At 39.5% G+C, this 21,615-nt stretch carries 21 protein-coding genes; 8 read left to right on the forward strand and 13 right to left on the reverse strand.

Annotated elements, in window-relative coordinates:
• Window positions 1-14: 14 nt before the first annotated feature.
• The 5 genes from lepA to rpoE form a co-directional block, all read right to left on the reverse strand.
• On the reverse strand, window positions 15-1,805 hold the full coding sequence (gene lepA, locus AAEY55_RS05075; RefSeq protein WP_011327426.1) for a translation elongation factor 4: 1,791 nt from the start codon (window positions 1,803-1,805) through the stop codon (window positions 15-17).
• 122 nt (window positions 1,806-1,927) lie between these two features.
• The gene (locus tag AAEY55_RS05080; RefSeq protein ID WP_011327425.1) at window positions 1,928-2,377 is read right to left on the reverse strand and encodes a SoxR reducing system RseC family protein; all 450 of its coding nucleotides are present in this window, start codon (window positions 2,375-2,377) and stop codon (window positions 1,928-1,930) included.
• Window positions 2,378-2,397: 20 nt separating this feature from the next.
• Window positions 2,398-3,351, reverse strand: a complete 954-nt coding sequence (locus tag AAEY55_RS05085; protein ID WP_011327424.1) for a MucB/RseB C-terminal domain-containing protein — start codon at window positions 3,349-3,351, stop codon at window positions 2,398-2,400.
• 4 nt (window positions 3,352-3,355) lie between these two features.
• Window positions 3,356-3,973 (reverse strand): sigma-E factor negative regulatory protein, encoded by a 618-nt coding sequence (locus AAEY55_RS05090; RefSeq protein ID WP_011327423.1) that lies wholly within the window; start codon window positions 3,971-3,973, stop codon window positions 3,356-3,358.
• 1 nt (window position 3,974) lies between these two features.
• Window positions 3,975-4,556, reverse strand: coding sequence for an RNA polymerase sigma factor RpoE (gene rpoE / locus AAEY55_RS05095; RefSeq protein WP_011327422.1), 582 nt, complete (start codon window positions 4,554-4,556; stop codon window positions 3,975-3,977).
• A gap of 244 nt (window positions 4,557-4,800) precedes the next feature.
• Between rpoE and nadB the strand changes: the two genes are divergently transcribed.
• Window positions 4,801-6,408 (forward strand): L-aspartate oxidase, encoded by a 1,608-nt coding sequence (gene nadB, locus AAEY55_RS05100; protein WP_011327421.1) that lies wholly within the window; start codon window positions 4,801-4,803, stop codon window positions 6,406-6,408.
• On the opposite strand, the gene AAEY55_RS05105 is transcribed toward nadB, so the two are convergent.
• Entirely contained in the window at window positions 6,386-6,754 is a 369-nt protein-coding gene (locus tag AAEY55_RS05105) for a hypothetical protein (RefSeq protein ID WP_179807123.1), read from the reverse strand. The genes nadB and AAEY55_RS05105 overlap by 23 nt on opposite strands.
• 40 nt (window positions 6,755-6,794) lie before the next feature.
• Entirely contained in the window at window positions 6,795-7,046 is a 252-nt protein-coding gene (locus AAEY55_RS05110) for a succinate dehydrogenase assembly factor 2 (RefSeq protein ID WP_011327419.1), read from the reverse strand.
• A gap of 164 nt (window positions 7,047-7,210) precedes the next feature.
• Between AAEY55_RS05110 and ygfZ the strand changes: the two genes are divergently transcribed.
• Window positions 7,211-8,122, forward strand: a complete 912-nt coding sequence (gene ygfZ, locus AAEY55_RS05115; RefSeq protein ID WP_182684463.1) for a tRNA-modifying protein YgfZ — start codon at window positions 7,211-7,213, stop codon at window positions 8,120-8,122.
• Between the two features lie 12 nt (window positions 8,123-8,134).
• On the forward strand, window positions 8,135-8,620 hold the full coding sequence (locus AAEY55_RS05120; protein ID WP_011327417.1) for a peptidylprolyl isomerase: 486 nt from the start codon (window positions 8,135-8,137) through the stop codon (window positions 8,618-8,620).
• Between the two features lie 68 nt (window positions 8,621-8,688).
• Here AAEY55_RS05120 and AAEY55_RS05125 read toward each other — a convergent pair whose 3' ends face one another.
• The 3 genes from AAEY55_RS05125 to AAEY55_RS05135 all read right to left on the reverse strand — a co-directional run bounded on the left by AAEY55_RS05125 (window position 8,689) and on the right by AAEY55_RS05135 (window position 10,393).
• Window positions 8,689-9,165 carry a hypothetical protein gene (locus AAEY55_RS05125; protein WP_350550354.1) on the reverse strand — a complete coding sequence of 159 codons (477 nt, stop codon included), beginning with the start codon at window positions 9,163-9,165 and terminating at the stop codon, window positions 8,689-8,691.
• 45 nt (window positions 9,166-9,210) lie between these two features.
• Window positions 9,211-9,993 carry a DUF481 domain-containing protein gene (locus tag AAEY55_RS05130; RefSeq protein ID WP_086995029.1) on the reverse strand — a complete coding sequence of 261 codons (783 nt, stop codon included), beginning with the start codon at window positions 9,991-9,993 and terminating at the stop codon, window positions 9,211-9,213.
• A gap of 79 nt (window positions 9,994-10,072) precedes the next feature.
• Window positions 10,073-10,393 carry an HI1450 family dsDNA-mimic protein gene (locus tag AAEY55_RS05135; protein WP_011327414.1) on the reverse strand — a complete coding sequence of 107 codons (321 nt, stop codon included), beginning with the start codon at window positions 10,391-10,393 and terminating at the stop codon, window positions 10,073-10,075.
• Between the two features lie 501 nt (window positions 10,394-10,894).
• Between AAEY55_RS05135 and AAEY55_RS05140 the strand changes: the two genes are divergently transcribed.
• From AAEY55_RS05140 to AAEY55_RS05155, 4 genes are all read left to right on the forward strand, one after another.
• On the forward strand, window positions 10,895-11,686 hold the full coding sequence (locus tag AAEY55_RS05140; RefSeq protein ID WP_089367841.1) for a crotonase/enoyl-CoA hydratase family protein: 792 nt from the start codon (window positions 10,895-10,897) through the stop codon (window positions 11,684-11,686).
• A 67-nt stretch (window positions 11,687-11,753) separates the two neighbouring features.
• Window positions 11,754-12,107: a CidA/LrgA family protein gene (locus AAEY55_RS05145; RefSeq protein WP_011327412.1), complete on the forward strand. Its 354-nt coding sequence runs from the start codon at window positions 11,754-11,756 to the stop codon at window positions 12,105-12,107.
• Window positions 12,100-12,843, forward strand: coding sequence for an LrgB family protein (locus tag AAEY55_RS05150; protein WP_086995023.1), 744 nt, complete (start codon window positions 12,100-12,102; stop codon window positions 12,841-12,843). The genes AAEY55_RS05145 and AAEY55_RS05150 overlap by 8 nt, the downstream gene beginning before the upstream one ends.
• 37 nt (window positions 12,844-12,880) lie before the next feature.
• Window positions 12,881-13,708, forward strand: coding sequence for a mechanosensitive ion channel family protein (locus AAEY55_RS05155; RefSeq protein ID WP_011327410.1), 828 nt, complete (start codon window positions 12,881-12,883; stop codon window positions 13,706-13,708).
• 18 nt (window positions 13,709-13,726) lie between these two features.
• On the opposite strand, the gene AAEY55_RS05160 is transcribed toward AAEY55_RS05155, so the two are convergent.
• From AAEY55_RS05160 to AAEY55_RS05170, 3 genes are all read right to left on the reverse strand, one after another.
• Window positions 13,727-14,788 (reverse strand): CNNM domain-containing protein, encoded by a 1,062-nt coding sequence (locus tag AAEY55_RS05160; protein WP_350550358.1) that lies wholly within the window; start codon window positions 14,786-14,788, stop codon window positions 13,727-13,729.
• A 42-nt stretch (window positions 14,789-14,830) separates the two neighbouring features.
• Window positions 14,831-16,183: a magnesium transporter gene (locus AAEY55_RS05165; RefSeq protein WP_011327408.1), complete on the reverse strand. Its 1,353-nt coding sequence runs from the start codon at window positions 16,181-16,183 to the stop codon at window positions 14,831-14,833.
• Window positions 16,184-16,726: 543 nt separating this feature from the next.
• Window positions 16,727-18,394, reverse strand: coding sequence for a methyl-accepting chemotaxis protein (locus tag AAEY55_RS05170; RefSeq protein WP_179807067.1), 1,668 nt, complete (start codon window positions 18,392-18,394; stop codon window positions 16,727-16,729).
• Window positions 18,395-18,903: 509 nt separating this feature from the next.
• On the opposite strand from AAEY55_RS05170, the gene AAEY55_RS05175 reads away from it, so the two are divergent.
• On the forward strand, window positions 18,904-21,615 hold the full coding sequence (locus AAEY55_RS05175; protein WP_350550362.1) for an endo alpha-1,4 polygalactosaminidase: 2,712 nt from the start codon (window positions 18,904-18,906) through the stop codon (window positions 21,613-21,615).

Genomic DNA, 21,615 nt, shown 5'->3' on the forward strand with positions numbered 1-21,615 from the left:
ATAATCCTTTGTTTTTATTTACCAACTTTTAAAATAGCTAAAAACGCTTCTTGAGGCACTTCAACGTTACCTACTTGCTTCATGCGTTTTTTACCATCTTTTTGCTTTTTAAGTAGCTTTTTCTTACGACTCACGTCACCGCCGTAACACTTAGCAATTACGTTTTTACGCATCTGTTTTATCGTAGTACGGGCAATAACATGTCCGCCAATAGCTGCTTGAATCGCAATATCAAACATTTGACGTGGAATTAGCTCTTTTAGTGCATCGGCTAATTGGCGACCACGTGATTGCGCACTATCGCGGTGAGCAATGATCGCCAGCGCGTCGACGCGCTCTGAGTTGATCAAAATATCAACACGTACCATATCTGATGTTTGGAAATGCTTAAAGTTGTAATCAAGCGATGCAAAGCCACGACTGGTTGATTTTAACTTATCAAAAAAGTCCATAACTACTTCTGCCATAGGAAGTTCGTAAGTTACCGCAACTTGCTTACCATGATATGACATCTTAGTTTGCATGCCACGCTTATCAACACACAAGGTAATAACACTACCTAAGTATTCTTGCGGCACTAAAATATTGGCTTCTACAATCGGTTCACGAATTTCTAAAATATCGTTTACCGCAGGTAAATCAGATGGGTTATCAATTTGGAAAGTCCCGTCTTTTTTAGTCACTACTTCATAAATTACGGTTGGTGCTGTGGTAATTAAATCAATATCGTATTCACGTTCTAAACGCTCTTGAATAATTTCCATGTGTAGCATGCCTAAAAAGCCACAACGAAAACCAAAACCAAGTGCTGTTGAGTTCTCTGGTTCGAAAAATAACGACGCATCGTTTAAGCTTAATTTATTAAGCGCATCACGAAACGATTCATATTCATCAGAAGCAATTGGGAACATACCTGCATACACTTGTGGTTTTATTTTTTGAAAACCAGGTAAACGCAATGGTGCCGCATTTTTTTGATGAGTAATAGTATCGCCAACAGGTGCACCATGTATTTCTTTAATACCAGCAATTACAAAGCCTACTTCACCGGTTCTTAAAATACCTGTGTTAGTTTGCTTTGGTGTAAATACACCTACCTGATCGGCTGTGTGTACGTGATCGTTCGACATGATTTTAATTTTGTCGCCCGCGCGCAGTTCACCGTGCTTAATGCGCACTAATGATACAACACCTTGGTATGGGTCAAACCATGAGTCAATTATAAGTGCTTGAAGAGGAGCATCTTTATCGCCAACCGGTGGCGGTACATCTTTAACTATCATTTCAAGTACTTCGGCAATACCAACGCCAGTTTTAGCGCTACATTGCACTGCATCTAGGGCATCAATACCAATAATATCTTCGATTTCTTCAGCCACACGAAGCGGATCGGCTTGTGGTAAATCTATTTTATTAAGTACAGGTATTACTTCTAAGTTCATTTCAATGGCAGTGTAACAATTTGCCAGTGTTTGTGCTTCAACACCTTGACCAGCATCTACAACGAGTAACGCACCTTCACATGCTGCTAATGAGCGTGATACTTCATAAGTAAAATCAACATGCCCTGGGGTGTCGATAAAGTTAAGCTGGTAGATCTCGCCGTCATTGGCTTTATAATTCAAGGTTACACTTTGCGCTTTAATGGTAATACCACGTTCGCGCTCAATATCCATTGAATCCAAAACCTGTTTTTGCATTTCACGGTCGGTTAAACCACCACAAACTTGGATCAAACGATCTGAAAGGGTCGATTTACCATGGTCAATGTGGGCGATGATCGAAAAATTACGGATATGCTTCATAAAATGGATTCTAAACTCTATTTTAATGGACTAAGTAGATATACCTAAACAACTTGAAAATATTTGTTTTTATATTTTCAAGTTGCTGTGGCGTAAGCGGGCAATTTTACATTTAATTGGCATCAATCACCATCTATTTGAGTTAAAGGAAGGCTAATTGGATGAATTTTTATCACTTTGATATCATGCCTGAATGATTTAACCCACATTTTAGCCATTAAAAAGCCAATACCGCCACCCAAAGCAGCAGCTAAAATTTGCCATCCTTCGGTAACTAACAGTAATTCAGCGGCAACTAGCGCAAAGCCTAGGCTTAAAAATAGCGGCAACATATATACAGTAAATGCGTGTTTAACAACGTGGCTGTCATCGAGCGACAAGGTAATTTTTTGTCCCACCACTACGGGCGTGTCAAATTTATAGGGAAAGGTTTTTTTAGCACTGCCAAATAACTTACTAAACACCTGCGATCCACAACGACCATTACAGCCTTCGCATGCTTGTTTTTGTTGTGCCTCTAAATGTGCAATGTGGCCACTAAGGGCCACAACTTTTAAGGTTTGTTCTATCATAACAACTCTTTATAAATCATTTATAATGCGCGGGTCACCGACTCTGCAATTTTTTTGGCCGTTAAACTAGGAATATTACCCACCACCGAAACGTCAAAATTACCGCCGTTGTGCACATAAACTGTGGTTGCCCCAGAGGTGAGTGAGCCACTTAAGCGCTTACCCGGCAAAGGTCTTTGTATAAATACCGACACTTCTACAAAGCCATCTGAAAATAAATAGTAGTCGGTTAATTCATTATTTAAATCTAATTTATGGCGGTCTGATTTTAATAATTCAAAGCCTGCTGGCAACCAGTCTATTTTCCACGTTTTTGCCGTATTACTGTCCAATGTTTCGAGTGAGTTATTTGGTAACGGGGTTGGAAAGTTGCGATTAAGTATTTCCAGCAACATACTAGCAGGCTGCTCTGTAACACTTATGTGGGTAAGTTGCAGTTGCTCTAAAGCTTCGCCTTGATGATTAACATAGGCCGCTTTTAGTAATAAAGAGGATTCCATATCAAGCCAAATCCAGTAGTTATATTTGTCTTCATCTTTAGATTCTATACGTACTAACTGAGCTGCTCGTCCTGATATACGCCCTTTTCCACCAAGTACAAAGTCATAATGGCCACTTAAACGCTCAACGTTTTTAAACAGTACTTCAGGAATTGGCCCTGCAATTGAATCAGTTGTAAGTGAATAAGGCTCTGATTGCGGCTCAAAATAAGTAACTTGGTTGTCAACGCGTACCATTTCTAGGCCCGCGCCATTGAGTAAACTTAAGTGTTCTATCTCAATGTCATCTTGTTTTGCATGTAACCAACGGTAGGGTTCCATGGTTTTACCTTTAACAACCACAAACGAGGCGTCAAAGTTACGGGTATGAACGGCATTAGCCATTTTAAGCAGTAAATCTTTGGCAGGATTGGTGTCGCTGGCAAAGGTATTAAAGCTGATTGCCAGCGACAGAATAAAAGTAATTACTTTCATTTAATTAGTTGTTTTCCTCTGGTTTTTTTGCATCCGTTTGCGCAGCCTCTAATGAATGTGCAACACGAGCTTGGCGTTGATGCTCTAAAACAAGTGCGCCAATACGTTGCTGCTGCAATTCACGCAAACCATTTTCTGCGTTTTTAAGCGCGGGCTCCGATGAATAACTCACTGGTGATGCAGTACCTGTAAAAGGTGTTGTTTGCAGCAATGGAATTTCGCTTTGTTGCGCGCCATCGCCCTGTGGCAACATATTTACGCCTACAATAGCAAACATAGCAACACTTGCTGCAATCGCAAGTTGTGCCACTGGCTTGCGCCAATTAAATGCCACAACTTTATTGTCGTTTATAGTATCACTTTGCGGCGCAGATTGCGCTTTAGACTGACTGAAATCTGCATATACTGGTTCGCTTTCGAGTGCTAACGCAACACGCTTGCTAATATCAATATGAATATCGCTGTGATCTTTTTGAGCTCGCATTGCATCACCAATTAACGCATAACGGCCAAAGGTAGCAACGTCTTGCTCTGCAATTTTTGCATCTGCTAGTTGTTGCTCGCCGTCAAGTAATGCAGATAACGATTCGTCATCTAACCTGTTAACGTGTGCTTTTATCATACTAAGACTCGCCTATTAATGGGTTTAATTTGTTATCAATTGCTTCACGGGCACGAAATATACGCGAACGTACCGTCCCGACTGGGCAATCCATTACCACAGCTATTTCTTCATAGCTCATCCCTTCAATTTCTCTGAGGGTGATTGCGGTTTTAAGATCTTCAGGCAAACTATCAATCGTATTAAAAATAACAGCGCGTACTTCTTCGCTCAGCAGTAAATTTTCAGGAGATGCGTTAGAACGCATTGAGTCCGCGCAGTCATAAAATTCGGCATCTTGTGCGTCTATATCACTTGCTGGCGGTTTACGCCCCTGAGCGACTAAATAATTTTTAGCACAATTTACTGCAATACGGTACAACCAAGTATAAAAGGCACTATCGCCCCTGAAGTTAGGAAGCGCACGATAAGCTTTTATAAACGCTTCTTGTGCTACATCTGCAATATCACCCTGATTTGACACATAACGTGAGATCAAACCGGCAATTTTGTTTTGATACTTCTTTACTAATAGGTTGAAGGCGTTTTTATCTCCTTGCTGAACCCTTTTTACTAGCGCTAAATCTTGATCCTGCTCGCTCATTCGAGCCGGTACTCCTGTGTCTAATTTTTGCTTATCATTCATAGTGTCGCCATTGTTCACAGATACTCTGACTCTTACATGAATAAAAAGTTCTGCTTTATATTGTTTTTTTATTAAATAGTCGTAAATAACCGTAGTTAGAGCCAAAATTACTACTTGGTATGATGGCAAATATGATACAACTACCACTATTGAAAACAAACATTGCTCTATATGGGCATTGTAACCGCAAAGTACCTCTGACATGAACCAAAATAAACATCACATTGCAGATGTCGCTATTATCGGTAGCGGCGCAGCGGGCTTATCACTTGCCTTATCTTTAGCTAACTATTGTAACGTTACCGTAATCAGTAAGGGAGCACTCACTGAAGGCTCCACACTCTATGCCCAAGGTGGTATAGCCGCGGTATTTGATAAGAAACATGACAGTATAGAATCACATGTGCAAGACACGCTCGATGCGGGCGGTGGCTTATGCGACAAAGAAGCAGTGCACTATACCGCTAGTAATGCCCACGATTGTTTGCAATGGTTAATTAATCAAGGCGTACCGTTTGATATAGAGCTGGATAGCCATGGTAAAGAGCGTTTTCATTTAACGCGTGAAGGCGGCCACAGCCACCGACGCATTTTACACGCCGCCGACGCTACTGGTAAAGCCGTACAAACTACATTAATCAGCCAAGTTCAAGCCCACAAAAACATCACCCTGTTAGAGCATTACAACGCCATTGATTTAATTACAGATAAAAGCGGCAATAAAGCCAGCTCACATATAAATGGCATGTATGTATGGAATAAAAACGCCAAAAAAGTAGAAACAATTGCGGCTAAATTTGTTGCTTTAGCTACAGGTGGCGCTAGTAAAGTGTATTTGTATACTTCAAACCCTGATGTTTCCAGTGGTGATGGTATTGCTATGGCATGGCGTGCGGGTTGTAGAGTGGCGAACATGGAATTTAACCAGTTTCATCCAACCAGTTTGTACCACCCTGAATTACAAAACTTTTTAATTACCGAAGCAATGCGTGGTGAAGGCGCTTATTTAAGACGCCCCGACGGCAGCCGATTTATGCACGAGTTTGATGAGCGTGAAGAGCTTGCTCCTCGCGATATTGTTGCTCGCGCTATCGACTTTGAAATGAAACGTTTGGGTGCCAATTGCGTATTTTTAGACATTAGTCACAAAGATAAAGATTTTATTATTGAGCACTTCCCCACTATATATGCAAAGTGTCTAAGTGTCGGGCTCGATATTACCAAAGATCCTATTCCTGTTGTACCTGCAGCGCATTATACCTGTGGTGGAGTAATGACTGACTTTAATGGTAAAACCGATTTAGATAACTTATATGCAGTAGGTGAAGTTGCTTATACCGGCTTACATGGTGCTAATCGTATGGCGAGTAACTCATTACTAGAGTGTATTGTGTTTGCCCATGCGGCTGCAAAAGACATTTTAAGCAAAATTGAACATGCACCAGAGCCCATTAATCTGCCGCACTGGGATGAAAGCCGCGTAGCTAATTCAGATGAAGAAATAGTGATTACTCACAACTGGCATGAACTAAGGTTGTTTATGTGGGACTACGTGGGTATTGTGCGCTCAACCAAACGCTTAGAGCGTGCACTACATAGAGTTGAGTTGTTACAGCAGGAAATACATGACTATTACGCTAACTTTAGAGTTAGTAATAACTTGTTAGAGCTGCGTAATTTGGTACAAGTTGCCGAACTAATTATTCGCAGTGCACTTGAGCGTAAAGAAAGCCGTGGCCTGCACTACACTATTGATTACCCAGAGCAAAACGCTAATCCAACACCTACTATTTTAACTCCACAGCGTTAATTGCATTAAGTGTAGCGCGTTTTAGGCGCGCATAGCTTTGTACATCAACACTATTGGCTGTAATAATCAGCCAATAGTTGTTATTAAAACCCTTAATATAAAGCCAAACACTATTGCCAATTAAGCGGCTTTTAGCACTTATTTCGCCTTGAATTAACCGTGTGTTATTTTCAAACCTAAACTGCTTTGGGGCTAAAATAATAACGCCTTCGAGTGGCTGTACAGCCTGCATTTTTAGCCATACAAGTATGGCCGCTACAAAGTTAACAACTATGCAAAAAATGATTGCCTCAAGTGAACTTAAAAATAAGCACAGCAATAATGTTAAAACACAAAAAAAGACCACAATAGGTTTATGGTCTGTTTTGTTTGCTGTAACTGTAAACCTATACACGAACTCGGTCTAAAATAAGTTGCACCATGCTGTTGAGCTGCTCATCTTTACATTCTTTATGGCCCATAAACCAAGCAAATAAGTCAGGATCTTCTTCGGTAAGTAAACGCTGAAAAATAGCTTGCTGTTCAACGCTAAGTGAATCAAAAGCATCCTCTACAAAGGGCATAAACAATACATCTAGCTCTAGCATGCCACGGCGACAAGCCCAACGGATACGTGCTTTACTATGAATTTCAGTCATTTTAAACCTCATATTTAATTGACCTGAGTTTAACAAATACCAATTAATTTAGCAGCTCTTAATCACTTATTAAAATAATAAAAACCCGTACAGAGTTAGCTGCTGTACCCAAGGTTGTATCTACGTTATTATGTTACCTCATTAAATAGTCAAAGAAGGTGTTTATGTCGATTGTTCATGCATGTGCTTTATCTCATCAGCTTATTAGCTTCTCTGGCGCAGATAAATTATCTTATCTTCACGGACAAATCACTCAGGATATCAACAAGCTAACCAACAACAATTATCTTTGGGCCGGGCACTGTAGCGCCAAAGGTAAGTTATGGGGCGTGTTTAAATTATTTTCTCATCAAGATCATTACTATTTAATTGGCTCTAAGGCTGAAGTAGAGTGCTCTTTAGCCGAGTTAAAAAAGTATGCGGTATTTGCTAAAGTAGACATTAACGTAGCACCACAGCGATTAATTGGCTTAATTAGCGACGACTTTACTGAGTTACTCACACAACTTAATATCGAATTTGCGGCGCAAGACACTGCATGCGATTTTAGCCATGGTAAAGCTCTTAAGCTTACCGGCAATCGACTTTTACTAATGGTAGATGAGCAATTTAACTTGCCTGATAACGTAGTAACGCTTGATAACGATATGCTATGGCAACAAGCTGCTATTTTAGCCGGCGAGCCACAGCTTAATGAGCAAGCGATTGGTGAATACGTGCCGCAAATGGTTAACTTGCAAGCAATAGGTGGCATTAGCTTTAAAAAAGGCTGTTACGCAGGGCAAGAAACCGTAGCACGAATGAAATACTTAGGTAAAAATAAGCGTGCTATGTATATCGTTTCAGGGCAAAGCGATGGGTTACTTACTGAGTTGGATCTAGAAAGACAACTAGGCGAAAACTGGCGCCGCGCTGGTAAACTTATCAGCCAGAGCTTTAATGAACAAAGTAAAACACTTACTGGCCTTGTAGTGTTGCCAAACGATACTGATGTTACTCAGGTACTTCGTGCAAAACACACTCCTTCGGTAGAGCTAAACATTCTTCCTCTACCCTACTCTCTTGAAGATGAATAAATAGGACTGACTATGATCGTTGCAGCAAACAAAGTGGTAAAAATGCATTATTCGGTATTAGATAATGACGGCAATACCATTGATAACTCGTTCGATGGCGAACCACTAATTTTTATTATTGGCACCGGCTATCTAATTTCAGGCCTAGAAAATGCTCTGCAAGGCAAACAAGCTGGCGACACGTTAAGCGTAAAAGTTGAACCTGATGAAGGTTACGGCGAACGTAGTGACAACTTAATGCAAGCTGTGCCTAAAGAAATGTTTGAAGGCATGGAAATTGAAGTGGGTATGCAGTTTCGTGCATCAACCGATGATGGCGATCAATCAGTCATGATCATCGACATTCAAGACGAAGAAGTTATTGTAGATGGTAATAACCCACTGGCTGGTATTACGCTTAACTTTAATGTAGAAATTTTAGAAGTACGCGATGCAACCGAAGAAGAACTAAGCCATGGTCATGTACATGGTGAAGGCGGTTGTGGTCACGACCACTAAAATGCCCTAAGCAAATAAAAAAAGCGCCTAAGGCGCTTTTTTTGTTACTAAACTCAATTTAATTACATTTAAACCGCAGCAGGTTTAGCATCATCGGAAGCTGCTTTAAGTGTTTCTGCAGGTGCTATTTTACCTTCAAGCGCTGTGAGTAAGCCTTGCTGATCATTAGTACCCACTCTGTATAAAGTGCCATCCTTAAGGGTAAGTTGAATAGCACTAAAACCAGACACTGTATATATCCAGCCATCGTGGGTAATACGAATACCAATCCCATGACGATACGAGTTTTGCACCGCTTTAGCTTCTGCAATATCTGCAAGTGCAATACTTTGCCCAGCAACACCAGGACCAAATGCCCAACTAATATGAGTGTCATTTACTTTTACGGTTAAGCCATGAAACAAAAAAACCACCAGCACTAAAATACCGGCAAACACCATAAGTGGGCCATCAGCCCCAATTAAATTCCAGGCAAGGGCTACAAAGCCACCAATCCAGGCTAATACAAAAAATATAAATAGCGCATACTGCTTATGCTGATACATAACACTCTCAAAATTAAATAACGATACGATTAAAAATAAAACAACTTAAAAGCTATAAACTAATGTTGCGCTGAGCTCTGAGTCAAACTTGAGCTTATTTTCTTCAGGTTTGGAATTATAACGATACATATAAGCAAACTTAAGTGATACCCCACCAATTACTTGGCTGATCAAGGCTGTTTCTGATTTTAATCGTGAATTAAGCCCCGACAAAGACTGCTCTATACTTACATCTTGGTTAAAGCGCGTTCGCTCAGAAACCAACCGCTCCCATTGCATAGCAAAGCGCACTAAATAACCTACTTTGTTTTTATCATCTTCGCTAACATCAGACTGCTCCTCAGCCACAGAGCGATACAAACCAGGTCCTATATCAATATCAACTTTATTTTTAACGCCTTGGTAAACGCGCGCACCATAACCTGTTGCTACAGTACTTTTAAACGCTAGACCGCTAAATTTATCTTCTTCGTAATCGCCATAAATAAAAAATGAGGAATTCTTAACGCCTACTTTGTAGTTACCTTGCGCTGATATAAACACCCGGTTAGCGGTCACATCAGACTTTCCGGTGTCATCGTTATGATCGCGTTTGTATAAGGAATCTATTTTAAATTGATTACGCCAGCTTTCAAAATCTTGATAAAGGTTACCTTTGAGTTTAAAACTGGTCGAATTAGTATTGCCTTTACTTAATATAAAACCAAATTCGGTGTCGCCGTAAAGCATTTCGCCTTTATGTAAATCATGAATTTCTTCATCCGAGAGTTGTCCGTATTCATGAAAATCTTCAAAAGGATCGACAGCCCAACTTGGGCGGCAAACCATTAAAAAAATTAAGAATAAAAACTTACGCAAAACACTCTCTCTTGTAGGTGATCATAAAACAACTTTAACTAAAACTGAGTTACTCAGTCTCTTTCCATAAAATGTGACAAAAAGGCGCGTCTTTATCACGGCTAATTAAAATTTTAGCGAATAATACATCGTCATTTTCAAATTCTAAGCCTACTAACACCTGCAAAAAATGATCAGCTTCAACTTCTAGAGCAACAAAATCCTGCCATTGCTCATCGGGCTCGCCCTCTTCAATAAAACCAAGTTCTTCTCTGTATTGATTAAAAGTTTCAACGTCTTGCTCATTCAGGTTGCTTGGTGCCAACTCTAAAAAAATATCGTACGCTTGATGAGTTGCTTCTTCTTCTGTGTATAAACGCGGGCCTGACATGAGTAGTTAACCTTTGAGCTTTTAAAGTATGATCATAATACCAAAAGTTATCGTTGTTTTGAGAAAAAAACGCTGAAAAAACTGACTTTCTTCAGTCTCTTAATTGTTATAAGTAAAATCAATCAATTGAGACCTGCCGCTGAGTAATAAATTCATTTTATTTTAGGGTCTGTTGACCTTTGCGGATTAAAATTTGTTCAAACTAGGGGCGATTTAATCACGGCGCGAGGTTTGTAACCTAGTGGGCTAAGTAAAAACCGAGCAACAAAGAGTCAATCGCCCCTAGGCAGAACCCTTCGGGCAGCGCATGTTTGGCATTGATGCTACGTTATCGCCTATTTATGGGGAATAACCACACCACATAGGCTCTGCCTTGCCTAAATACCAAACACACTGCTGCAAATTTAACCTTGAAAGATAAACAGACCCTAATCAACCACGCTCACTTTACTTAACTTAAATAACATCATAAGCTCAGGCAACAGGTCAGAGGAGTGCAAAATGATAAAGTTAGAAAAACAACAAGGCATTGCAATTGTCACACTAAGCAGAGCTCAAAAACAAAATGCTTTAAGCTTTGCTATGTTTGTTGAGCTTAATAAAATAATAAAAAAGCTTAAAAAAGATCGCAGCATCCGCGCCGTAGTTTTAAAAGGCGATGGCGATCACTTTTGCGCGGGGTTAGATATAGCCGCAGTTATGGCGTCGCCGCTTAATATTATTAAATTATTATTTAAATGGTTACCTGGCAATAAAAATTTAGCCCAGCGGGTAGTATTGGGTTGGCAATCGCTTAGCGTGCCGGTTATTGCCCAAATTAATGGCAACTGCCTTGGCGGTGGATTGCAAATTGCACTCGGCGCTGACTATAGAATAGTGCACCACGATGCCCAATTTGCCATTATGGAAGCGCGTTGGGGGTTATGCCCAGATATGGGGGCTAATGTTGTAATGAGCGGTTTAGTAAAACGCGACCAAGCACTATGGCTTGCCAGCCATGCTGATCCAATAAGTGCGCTACAAGCAAAAGAGCTTGGCTTGGTCACTCAAGTAACTGATGACACCGAGGCTGCCACACAAAAAATGTTGGAAATACTATTAGCCCGCTCCCCCGACACTCTGGCGGCAATTAAGCGCGTTACCCAGCAAAGCTATAAAACTCAGCAACGCAACATACTCGCCAAAGAAACCTTTAGCCAAATTAGATTATTACTTAGCCCAAATACCAAAAAGGCAATTGCTAAAGCAAAGGGTAAAACCGATATTCATTATGCCAACCCTAAACGCTGGTAAGATGATGCATGCATAAATAACAGGGATTTGTTAAAGTTAAATTCCTGACTTTCCAATGAGCTCTCTAATGAAATATGTGTTAAGTAGCGCAATTATTTTACTCTGCTTAGCGGCGGCTAAATTCATTATGCACAGTATTGGCGGCAGTTTTCCTGCGCCTTTACTAGCAATGGTTATTTTATTGCTGCTACTGTTAACTGGCATAGTAAAAGAGCATCAATTAAAGCCCTGCGCTTCACCTATTTTAAATATTATGCCCATCTTTTTTATTCCTGCGGGGGTTGGCTTTATTGAGCACCTTGGCTTAATAAAGTCGCATTGGCCTTTTTTAGTTGCCATTGTATTGCTAGTCCCTATTAGTACCTTATTGTTAGTGAGTAGTGTTATTGCCTACTTTAAAGGACGCGTAAATAATGACTGAGCAACTAAAATCGCTAACAACACAACTAACTCCAGATTTATGGTGGCTTAGCGTACCGTTTATTATTGCGCTGTTTTTATTATTAAGGCTACTTAACCAGCGGGTTAAGCATGTTATTTTAAAATCACTTACTAACCCTGTATTTTTAAGTATAGCTATTATTGCTTTACTCTTGGTTAATTTAAACTTGCCTTACACTAAATTTGCTAGCCACAGCCAATTACTAAGTTGGCTGTTAGAGCCCGCTATTGTGGCACTAGCATTACCTTTATATCAGCAGTTTGTTCATGTACGTAAAAACTTACTCTTAATTGTAACCACTTGTAGTTTAGGGATTATTAACGCCACTGTAGTGGCTTTTTTACTCAGCATGATATTTGCTGTACCCACACAACTTAGCGCCTCAGTTGCAGCATTGAGTGTAACAACTCCTATAACGCTAATTGTAACCGAGTCATTAGGCGGTATTGACTCGCTCGCTGCTGCCTTGGTTATTTTTATTGGTTTATTGGGTGCTTTATTTGGCTTTGTACTTTTTAAACTAATTAAAATTTATAACCATGAAGCGCAAGGCGTTGCCATGGGTACTGCCTGTCACGCTATTGGCACCGCAGCAGCATTGGTTGAGCATCCTAAAATAGGTGCATTTTCATCGGTTGCCATGGCATTAAGTGCGCTTTTAACGGCTGTAATAGTACCGTTTTTATATCCAATCTTAGTCAACACTTTGCTATAGTTAGCAAAAATATTTAACAGCCATCTTAAGAGCATATATGATCAGCCCAGAAATAGAACAGTTTGAAAAATACTACGCCATGCTTACCGAGTATTTAGTTACCTATAGCATGCAAATTGTAGGTGCTATTTTCATACTCTTAATTGGCTTATGGGTTGCGCAAAAGCTTGCCAACGTAGTGGCTAATTTAATGGCTCGCCATAATATTGACGTCACGTTAACTAACTTTGTGAGTAACCTAGTTAAAGTGTTGCTCATAATAATTGTCATTATTATTGCGCTGGGCAAAATAGGCATTAGTGTTACCCCTTTCGTGGCCGCTATTGGTGCTGCGTCGCTTGGTGCGGGTTTGGCAATGCAAGGTATGTTGTCTAATTATGGTGCTGGCCTTGCTATTATTGCCACTCGTCCTTTTGTGGTTGGCGACACCATAGAAGTTAAAAATGTCAGCGGGCAAGTTAAAATAATAGAGCTGGGGCATACAGTACTTATTGACGAAGAAAAGGTAGAAATAACCATACCCAATAAGCATATCCTCGGTGAAATACTCCATAACTCGTTTAAGTTTTCATTGGTAAAAGGCGAAATTACCATTGCTTACAGCGCGTGCTCAAATACCGCAGTTAAACTAATTGAAGATGTTGTGAATGGCCATGAGCTTGTGGCTAAAGTGCCCAATGCACAAATTGGTATAGAACGCTTTGCCGACAATGGCGTAACTATTAGCTACCGCTACTGGGTACCAACCACTAAAATAATCGAAACCAAGTTGGCTATTAATGGTGGGGTTTATAGCGCTATGAATAAAGCGAATATTGAAATACCTTTACCGCAGCGCATTGTTAGTATTATTAAAAGTGATTAATTTATAAACCTAAACCGTTTAAAGCGGTTTAGGTTTATCTATACTGGGGTTTAATTCAAGTTTAGGCGCACTCATACCTTTTAGTAATCGGCCAAAAATATCAGCCCCAGTAATAATGCGTTTTTCATCGCCCCATACCAGTACTACATCGTGCTCAATTGCCCCATCGAATGACTTGTCTAATGAATGACTGGCGCGAATTTTTAAAATAACGCCACTTAAGCGCATACTTTCATCGATCACTATTATTGGTCTGTGGCAAAAGTGGTACGGATCAAATGTGTCTGGCTCAAACAAAGCTGCGCGTAAAAAGCCATCCGCATCAACCACTAACAAAGGATCACCGGCCTGATTAGTAATAATTACCCAGTTGTAACCAGACTTGTGCAGTTTGCGTAAAAATTCATTATCGGCACTGAGTGTTAGTTCAGGAAATATTGGTAAATCAAGCTTGGTTGGTAACGCTATGATTGAGTCGGGATCTATCACTTCGCCTTCTTGAGTAACACTTATTTCATCTAAACTAAAAAAGTTAAGTGCACCAATACCTTCTACGTGCTGTACATCGGCTTCTTCAGCTTCTATGTGCTTACGAATAATACCTCTGAGCTCACTCTCTGCAAAGTAGGTAATACCTTCTTTGCCTAACCAAGCATCGAGTATTAGCCCTGTAGGCTTAGCAACGACATAAAACAGTAATTGATAAAACTTAATTAACGGCGACAACATGCTGGCCATTTTTAACGCATTACGTGAAAAATACGCCTGTGGTGTAATTTCGCCAATAATAGTAATAGCAATAGTTGAGAATAAAAAAGAACTTGCACCCATTAATACCGAGTCAGAAAGTAAGGTCAGCAGTACGTTAATACCTACGTTTCCCCACAAAATAGTCGAGAGTAAAAAGTTTGAATCGTTACGCAGTGCCATTACTTTTATCGCAGCGGCGTTACCTTTACTACTTTCCATTTCGAGTTGTAATCTACTTAGCGAAAAAAACGCCAAGTTTAAACCCGAAAATATTGCTGACTGCGAAATACACAGTGCAATAGCACACCAAATCATGACATCAAAAGTCATTGTTTTTCCTATTTATTTACGCGTTCCTTGCGATACAAGGCACTATAACAGTAGCAAACTACCTAAACCTAAAAAGGTAACAAAACCAACTATATCGGTTACTGTAGTTAAAATAACTGAGCCCGAAAGTGCTGGATCTATTTTCATTTTATCTAAAATAGAAGGGATCACTACACCGGCTAACGATGCTGCAACTAAGTTAAGCAAAATAGCCACGGTAATAGTAATACTTAGCATAACGTCGTTAAACCACAAAAAGGTCAATGCGCCAATAACAAAAGCCCATACAAAACCATTTACCGCGCCCACTCTTAGCTCTTTTTTAAGTAGCGCTGCGCGGTTAGAGTCGGTTACCTGGCCAAGTGCCAAGCCACGTACAATAACGGTGAGCGTTTGACTCCCGGCAATTCCGCCCATAGAGGCTACTATTGGCATTAATACCGCTAAAGCCACTACTTGCTCTATAGTTGCACCAAACAGGCCAATAAACCACGAGGCTAAAAATGCAGTCGCCAAATTTATACCTAACCAAATGCCCCGGTTTTTAGCACTTTTTCGCACACTCGCAAATAAATCTTCGTCTTCACGCAGACCACCCGCTTTAGCGGCAGCCTCGTCGGTTATTTCTTGGCGTAACTCATACGCTGAAGCAATGGTTAAACGGCCCAGTAATTTGTTATCAACATTAACAACCGGCATTGCCATTTTTTCGCTATGAATAACCACTTCCGCAGCTTCGTATAAATCATCATCTGCATGCAGCGATACATAGTCATGGTTTGCTAAAGTAATTAAACTGTCGTTGTCATTGGCTTTTATTAAATCATTAATTGCCACTTCACCAATTAAACTGCCCTTACGGCTCACTAAATAAATAACCTCTGTGAACTGCGGCAACCCTTTATGGAGTAACTTTTTAGCGCCTCCCGCGGTTAACTTTTCAGACACTTTTAAAAAGTCAAAACCTAACCAGTGACCTATTTGCTCAGAAGGGTATTGTTGCGCTAATTCATATTGCTTTGTTTGTGCTTCATCGAGTTGTTTTTTTGCATACTCAACAAATCGCTCAGGAATTACTTCTTCAAGCTCAAGCAGTTCTTCTACATTAACTTCGTCTAATAGTTTAAAACCGTCGCTATCATCTAAAGTTTGCAGTAACCATAAGGTGCTGTCATCGCTTAAATTAACAAATATTTCGTGTTGCGTGTCTTCATCTAACAACTGCCAAATTTCAAGGCGCTGCTCTTTAGGTATTGCTTCAAAAAGCAATGATAAATGCTCAGTTGATAATGTTAATTGTGCGTCTATTAATAACTTATTTTTGCGCTCTGTGGTGTCGCACTGTAATAAGTCATTTATGAGTTGGGGTAGTTTATCAACCGGATACTCAATCATCTTAAGCCTTAAATTTTAGTAGGTTATATTAATAAATAGTCACTTATTAATATGTATTGCTATTAGTGTAACGTAGCGGGCATAAAATATTGAAAAAATATGCAAACTCATCCGCTTTTTTCGCATTGTATGCGTAAAAATAACCAGCTGTTAATGTTTTTTATTATTTTTTAAATTTAATTATACAAGCACAATCACGACTTACTTTTGATATGATTTCAGATGCTTAAGTGTAGGCAATTTCATACATCTTCATTAACTAACCTGAACTCTGGTTAAGAGATTTACTAACATATTGAATCATCGTTATATTTAATTTTATTTTCTCTAGCCAGAGGTTTTCAGTGAAAACAAGGCGAATTTACGCGTCAATAGCTGGCCTATTGCAAGTAAATTCAACGCAGTTAGCGCTGAAAATAGCTGCTTGAGATAAGTTTATTATCCGGAGCTCAGGTTAACTAGGAAGGATTTTTTGCAGCAGGCAAAATAAAAGCCGTAACTAAAAATTACGGCTTTATAAATGATTAAATTTAAAAATATGTCTTAAATTTTAAACTGCCCTACCAACTCGCCTAAGCTTTCACCACGACCAGCTAAATGTAAACTTACCGATGACGTTGTTTTACTTGACTCTGTTAGCTCATTTACAATTTCTTGAATAGCAAAAACATTACGGTTTATTTCTTCGGTTACACTACTTTGCTCTGTTGCAGCTGTTGCTATTTGGGTACTCATATCGTTTATAGTGGTAACCGATGTAGTAACCGCGCCTAAGCTTTCTGAAATAGCACGTGATGACTCAACTGAGCGATTACAGCTTTGCTGACTTGCTTGCATAGCGTTAACCGCCGCAGTAACTAAGTTATGCAGCTCACTAAGCATTTCGCTAATTTCTAACGTACTTACTTGTGTACGACTTGCTAAGCTTCTTACTTCATCAGCAACGACTGCAAAACCTCTGCCCTGCTCACCCGCACGAGCCGCTTCAATTGCTGCGTTAAGTGCCAGTAAATTTGTTTGCTCTGCAATACCACCAATAACGCTTAATACACTATTAATCTTTTTAGATTGCTCACTTAATGAATCAACCTGTTCTGCAGCTGTATTTATTTCGGCCATTAAGTTTGATACTTCACTTAAAGATATATCAACACATTCTTGCGCTCTTGCTACTTCTTGCGTTGCTGCCTGAGTTGACACCGCAACTTGGGTCGTATTTTGCGCCACTTCGTGAGAGGTTGCAGACATTTCAGTAATCGCGGTCGCGACTAAATCAGTTTCATGATTATGTTTTAATAACTTATCTTCAATCACCAAAGTTTGCGTATTTATATCTACTGATGCTGTTTTAACATCGTTAGTTACATCAACCACACTGGCTATAATATCGTGCAATTTACTCACGAATATATTAAACGACTCACCTAATTGGCCAATTTCGTCGTGGCTGTCAATTTCTAAACGTCTAGTTAAGTCGCCTTCACCTTTAGCTATGTCATCAAGGCTTTGCACCATTCTTTGTATTGGTTTAAGCATATGGTTGGCAGCAAATAAAGCACCCGCAATAGTTAATAACAAACAAAAGAACGCAATGATCAATAAGGTGGTTACTTTTTCGTTCATGCTTTTTTGCATAGATAGCTCAAAGCCTTCAAGCTCTGCTTCTATGTCGTCCATATAAGCGCCAGTGCCTAGCATCCAGTTGGTTCCAGGGATCATCGCTGCATAACCAATTTTTTCAACTAAGCCGTTGGTATTTGGTTTTTGAAAATGATAGGTAAATGCTCCGCCACCCTGGCGTGCTTGTGCAAGTAAGCCCACAATGATTTTTTTACCATTGGGATCAGTCATGGCTATTTTGTTTTGCCCTTCTATCGCATCACCTAACATGGCATGAAAAACACTCACGCCATTAGTGTCATAAATAAAGAAATAGCCGTCTTCGCCAAAGGTTAGTTTTCTTAATGCATTTTTAGCATCTTGCTCAGTGCCATTTGCAAGCTGGTGCTGTACTACTTGACTACCAATTTCAATTTCAGTTTTTAATAGCGTTTGTTTATCTTTTAATAACTTACTTTTAAAAGTGTCAAAGCTGTGCTGCTGACTTTGCATTTCTAAATAGTACGAACTTGATAAAAAGCTGACCAATAATAATATTAGCGGCAAAATAGCTAGTAGTAACAATTTGCTTTTCAAGCTTAAATTACTCATTTCTTCTCCAAATAAACACATTGCAAGCTGTAAAAGCCCTACTCTTATTTTGTAACTTAGTCGCTGCAAAATTTATAATTTACTCTAGCCCCTCTTCATCACATAAACGGCTAAGTCTATTTAATTTAGGTAGGTACTTACTTACTTACTTAAAAGTATAACTAATGGCTAGTGATTATAGTCGTAGTTACTTTGGTTTAATACAAAAAGACGCCATTGTCATTAATAAACCTAAGCTGAATAGTAATAAAGTTGCAACTTACTCTAGTATAATTAATAGCTTTTAAAGTAAGTAAAACACCTAATACAGGTAAAATATTTAATTAATTGCCGCAACGATGAGCAAGCACAACATAAAATACTACTTACAATATAAACAATTTAAATTTGTTTAGTTTTTTTGCTTTTTGTAACATATAATTCAAATATTAGTACTAAACTCCTATAACAAATCAGGTATAATTATTTTAATTGCACCTTGGCTATTTATTAATTAAAACAAAGAGTTAATGAAGTATTTATTTTTTATACTGCTATTTATCACCGCAAATGTAACTGCTAAACCTGAGACTAATAATAGTATCGCTTTTTATTACTCTGCACCTATGCCCTTAGCTGAAATGACTTTTTATTCGCGTGTAGTAGTGCAACCCGAGCTAATAACCAAGCACGAGCTGAACTGGCTCAAACAGCGTAACATTGCTGTTTATGCTTATTTAAGTGTTGGCGAGTCGTTTTCAAAAAGTGAGTCTTCACTTAGTGTTAATCCTAATTGGAATAGCCATATTAGCGACTTAACTGCAGCGCAGTGGCAACAGCATATACAAAATAGTGCGCTATCACTAAAGGCACGTGGCTTTAATGGCTTATTTTTAGATACCCTTGATAGCTACCAGCTATTAGACAAAAAACATAATAAAAGCGCCCAGCAAGCGGGTTTAGTTTTTATTATAGAGCAGTTATCAAACACCTTTAATAAACAACTCATTCTTAATCGTGGTTTTGAGCTTTTACCGCAACTTAAAGGTAGAGCTAACGATCTGGTTGCTGAAGGGTTATTTAGCCACTTTAACCCGCTAGATAACAGCTATAAGTTAACCAATAAAAATGATCAAGCATGGTTAAATGCTCAACTTCATAAAGCGCAAGACCTTGGTTTTAATGTACAAGTAATTGATTATGCAAAACCTAAGCAACGCCTTGCTATGGCGCAAAAAATAATTAATGCCGGTTATACTCCTTGGGTAACTGATGGCCACTTACAAACATGGGGAACATCTAATATAGCCCCAGTTCCACGTCGTATCTTAATTCCGTACAACAGTAATATTGAACCGCTTATATACACTACAGTACACTTAAACCTTGCTACTATGATTGAGTATTTAGGTTATATTCCCGATTATATTAATGTAGCCAAACGCGCTCTACCTGTAGTTGACCCAAGCTTGCACGCCGGTATTATCTCGTGGACTAGTTTTGATACCTTTTACACACCAACTATTACTAATTGGCTTGAAGCAAACTTAGGCGTAGTGCCTGAACTAATTTTAGGTGAACTCCCCTCATCAGCAAATAAGTTAATGTTGAGCCTTGGAGCCGAGCCGTTAGATGTTACACCTTTAGGCCCTTATGAGCTGGAGAGTTTTACCCCTTGGCTAAAAGGTGAATCAAGTATACCGCCAGTTGTAACTAACCCGTACTTTCTTAAATTAGCCGCTAATTCAAAAGCGCTGATTAGTATAAAAGCAGCCGATGGCACATCGCTAGTACAAGGCACTAAAACCAAATATGGTGCGCTAGTGGTGGCTCCATGGTTAATAGACACCTTACCTATGGAAGGTAGAAAGTGGGTAATAGATCCTCGTACCTTACTCACAAAAGCAATGGGCCTGGAACCTATTTTAGTACCCGACACCACTACACAAAGTGGTCGGCGCATGTTAACCATACATATAGATGGCGATGGGTTTACCAGTGTTGCGCATTTTGCAAAAAAGCCTTATTCAGCCGAGGTCATTCTCGACAAAATAATTAAGCACTATAAACTACCTTTAACCTCATCGATTATTCAAGCCGATATTGAGCCCGGCGGTTTACACTCAAAAATGAGCCCTAAGCTTGAGCGCATTGCTCGGGATATATTTAAACTTCCTTATGTTGAAATTGCTTCGCATACTTACAGCCATCCATATTTTTGGACGGCACTTGCCGGGCGTAAAGATATAGACGAGGAAGATACTGTATATGGTTTAAAGCTAGATATACCCGGCTACAACACCATTAGTTTAGAAAAAGAAATTACCGATTCCATTAAATATATAAATGACAAACTAGCCCCAGCAAATAAAAAAACTGTGATTATGCTATGGTCAGGCGATGCAACCCCAGGGCCTAAAGCACTTGAGTTGGCACGTGATGCCGGAGTGCTTAATGTAAATGGCGGTAATACCGACGTAAATGCAGATAACCCAAGCCTAACGCATGTATCGCCTATTGGCCGACCTGAGCGCGATTTGTTGTATCAAATTTACGCGCCAATATTAAATGAAAACGTATACACAAACTTATGGCATGGCCCTTATTACGGTTTTAAACGCTTAACCGAAACCTTCGAAATAACCGAAAAACCATACAGATTAAAACCCTACACTATATATTTTCATTTTTACTCGGGTGAAGTCCCTGCCGGTCTTGATGCACTAAAGCATAATATTGATTATGTTTTGGCAAGACCAAACACCCCAGTGCATTTAAGTCATTACGCTAAAGTAGCAAAAGACTTTTACTTTTCAGCCTTAGCAAAAAATAGCGATGGCCAATGGTTATTTAGCTCTAAAGATATTAAAACCCTACGCGTTCCAGATGTTTTTGACATGCCAAATATTTCCCAAAGTAGTGGCGTGGCTGGAGTTACCCAAAAAGGTGACTATGTGCATGTAGTGAATAATATTGCACAACTTAGTTTTGATCATAGTAAAGAAAATAAAGCCCCCTATTTAGCCTCTGCTAATGTCATTATTGATAATTGGCAAGTAAATGGCCCTGTAAGCTTTACGGCTTGGGTACCGGCAACGCTTGATTTAATCAATGCAGGTGCTTGCGTATTTGTTTCTCATTTAGGTGAGCGATACAAAGGCCTTACACGCGGCGATATTACACAATTTAAAATACCAGCAGGTGACTTTTTTGGTTATCTTAACTGCAACGCAGGGGTTTAA

The sequence above is a fragment of the Pseudoalteromonas sp. 120-MNA-CIBAN-0494 genome (genome assembly GCF_040308885.1).
GTDB classification, from domain to species: Bacteria; Pseudomonadota; Gammaproteobacteria; order Enterobacterales; family Alteromonadaceae; genus Pseudoalteromonas; species Pseudoalteromonas nigrifaciens.

Excerpts from the sequence above, each read along its gene's own strand:
- lepA (WP_011327426.1), bottom strand. The coding sequence starts at position 1,805 with ATGAAGCATATCCGTAATTTTTCGATCATCGCCCACATTGACCATGGT.
- AAEY55_RS05080 (WP_011327425.1), bottom strand. The coding sequence starts at position 2,377 with ATGATAGAACAAACCTTAAAAGTTGTGGCCCTTAGTGGCCACATTGCA.
- AAEY55_RS05085 (WP_011327424.1), bottom strand. The coding sequence starts at position 3,351 with ATGAAAGTAATTACTTTTATTCTGTCGCTGGCAATCAGCTTTAATACC.
- AAEY55_RS05090 (WP_011327423.1), bottom strand. The coding sequence starts at position 3,973 with ATGATAAAAGCACACGTTAACAGGTTAGATGACGAATCGTTATCTGCA.
- rpoE (WP_011327422.1), bottom strand. The coding sequence starts at position 4,556 with ATGAGCGAGCAGGATCAAGATTTAGCGCTAGTAAAAAGGGTTCAGCAA.
- nadB (WP_011327421.1), top strand. The coding sequence starts at position 4,801 with ATGAACCAAAATAAACATCACATTGCAGATGTCGCTATTATCGGTAGC.
- AAEY55_RS05110 (WP_011327419.1), bottom strand. The coding sequence starts at position 7,046 with ATGACTGAAATTCATAGTAAAGCACGTATCCGTTGGGCTTGTCGCCGT.
- ygfZ (WP_182684463.1), top strand. The coding sequence starts at position 7,211 with ATGTCGATTGTTCATGCATGTGCTTTATCTCATCAGCTTATTAGCTTC.
- AAEY55_RS05120 (WP_011327417.1), top strand. The coding sequence starts at position 8,135 with ATGATCGTTGCAGCAAACAAAGTGGTAAAAATGCATTATTCGGTATTA.
- AAEY55_RS05125 (WP_350550354.1), bottom strand. The coding sequence starts at position 9,165 with ATGTATCAGCATAAGCAGTATGCGCTATTTATATTTTTTGTATTAGCC.
- AAEY55_RS05130 (WP_086995029.1), bottom strand. The coding sequence starts at position 9,993 with ATGGTTTGCCGCCCAAGTTGGGCTGTCGATCCTTTTGAAGATTTTCAT.
- AAEY55_RS05135 (WP_011327414.1), bottom strand. The coding sequence starts at position 10,393 with ATGTCAGGCCCGCGTTTATACACAGAAGAAGAAGCAACTCATCAAGCG.
- AAEY55_RS05140 (WP_089367841.1), top strand. The coding sequence starts at position 10,895 with ATGATAAAGTTAGAAAAACAACAAGGCATTGCAATTGTCACACTAAGC.
- AAEY55_RS05145 (WP_011327412.1), top strand. The coding sequence starts at position 11,754 with ATGAAATATGTGTTAAGTAGCGCAATTATTTTACTCTGCTTAGCGGCG.
- AAEY55_RS05150 (WP_086995023.1), top strand. The coding sequence starts at position 12,100 with ATGACTGAGCAACTAAAATCGCTAACAACACAACTAACTCCAGATTTA.
- AAEY55_RS05155 (WP_011327410.1), top strand. The coding sequence starts at position 12,881 with ATGATCAGCCCAGAAATAGAACAGTTTGAAAAATACTACGCCATGCTT.
- AAEY55_RS05160 (WP_350550358.1), bottom strand. The coding sequence starts at position 14,788 with ATGACTTTTGATGTCATGATTTGGTGTGCTATTGCACTGTGTATTTCG.
- AAEY55_RS05165 (WP_011327408.1), bottom strand. The coding sequence starts at position 16,183 with ATGATTGAGTATCCGGTTGATAAACTACCCCAACTCATAAATGACTTA.
- AAEY55_RS05170 (WP_179807067.1), bottom strand. The coding sequence starts at position 18,394 with ATGAGTAATTTAAGCTTGAAAAGCAAATTGTTACTACTAGCTATTTTG.
- AAEY55_RS05175 (WP_350550362.1), top strand. The coding sequence starts at position 18,904 with ATGAAGTATTTATTTTTTATACTGCTATTTATCACCGCAAATGTAACT.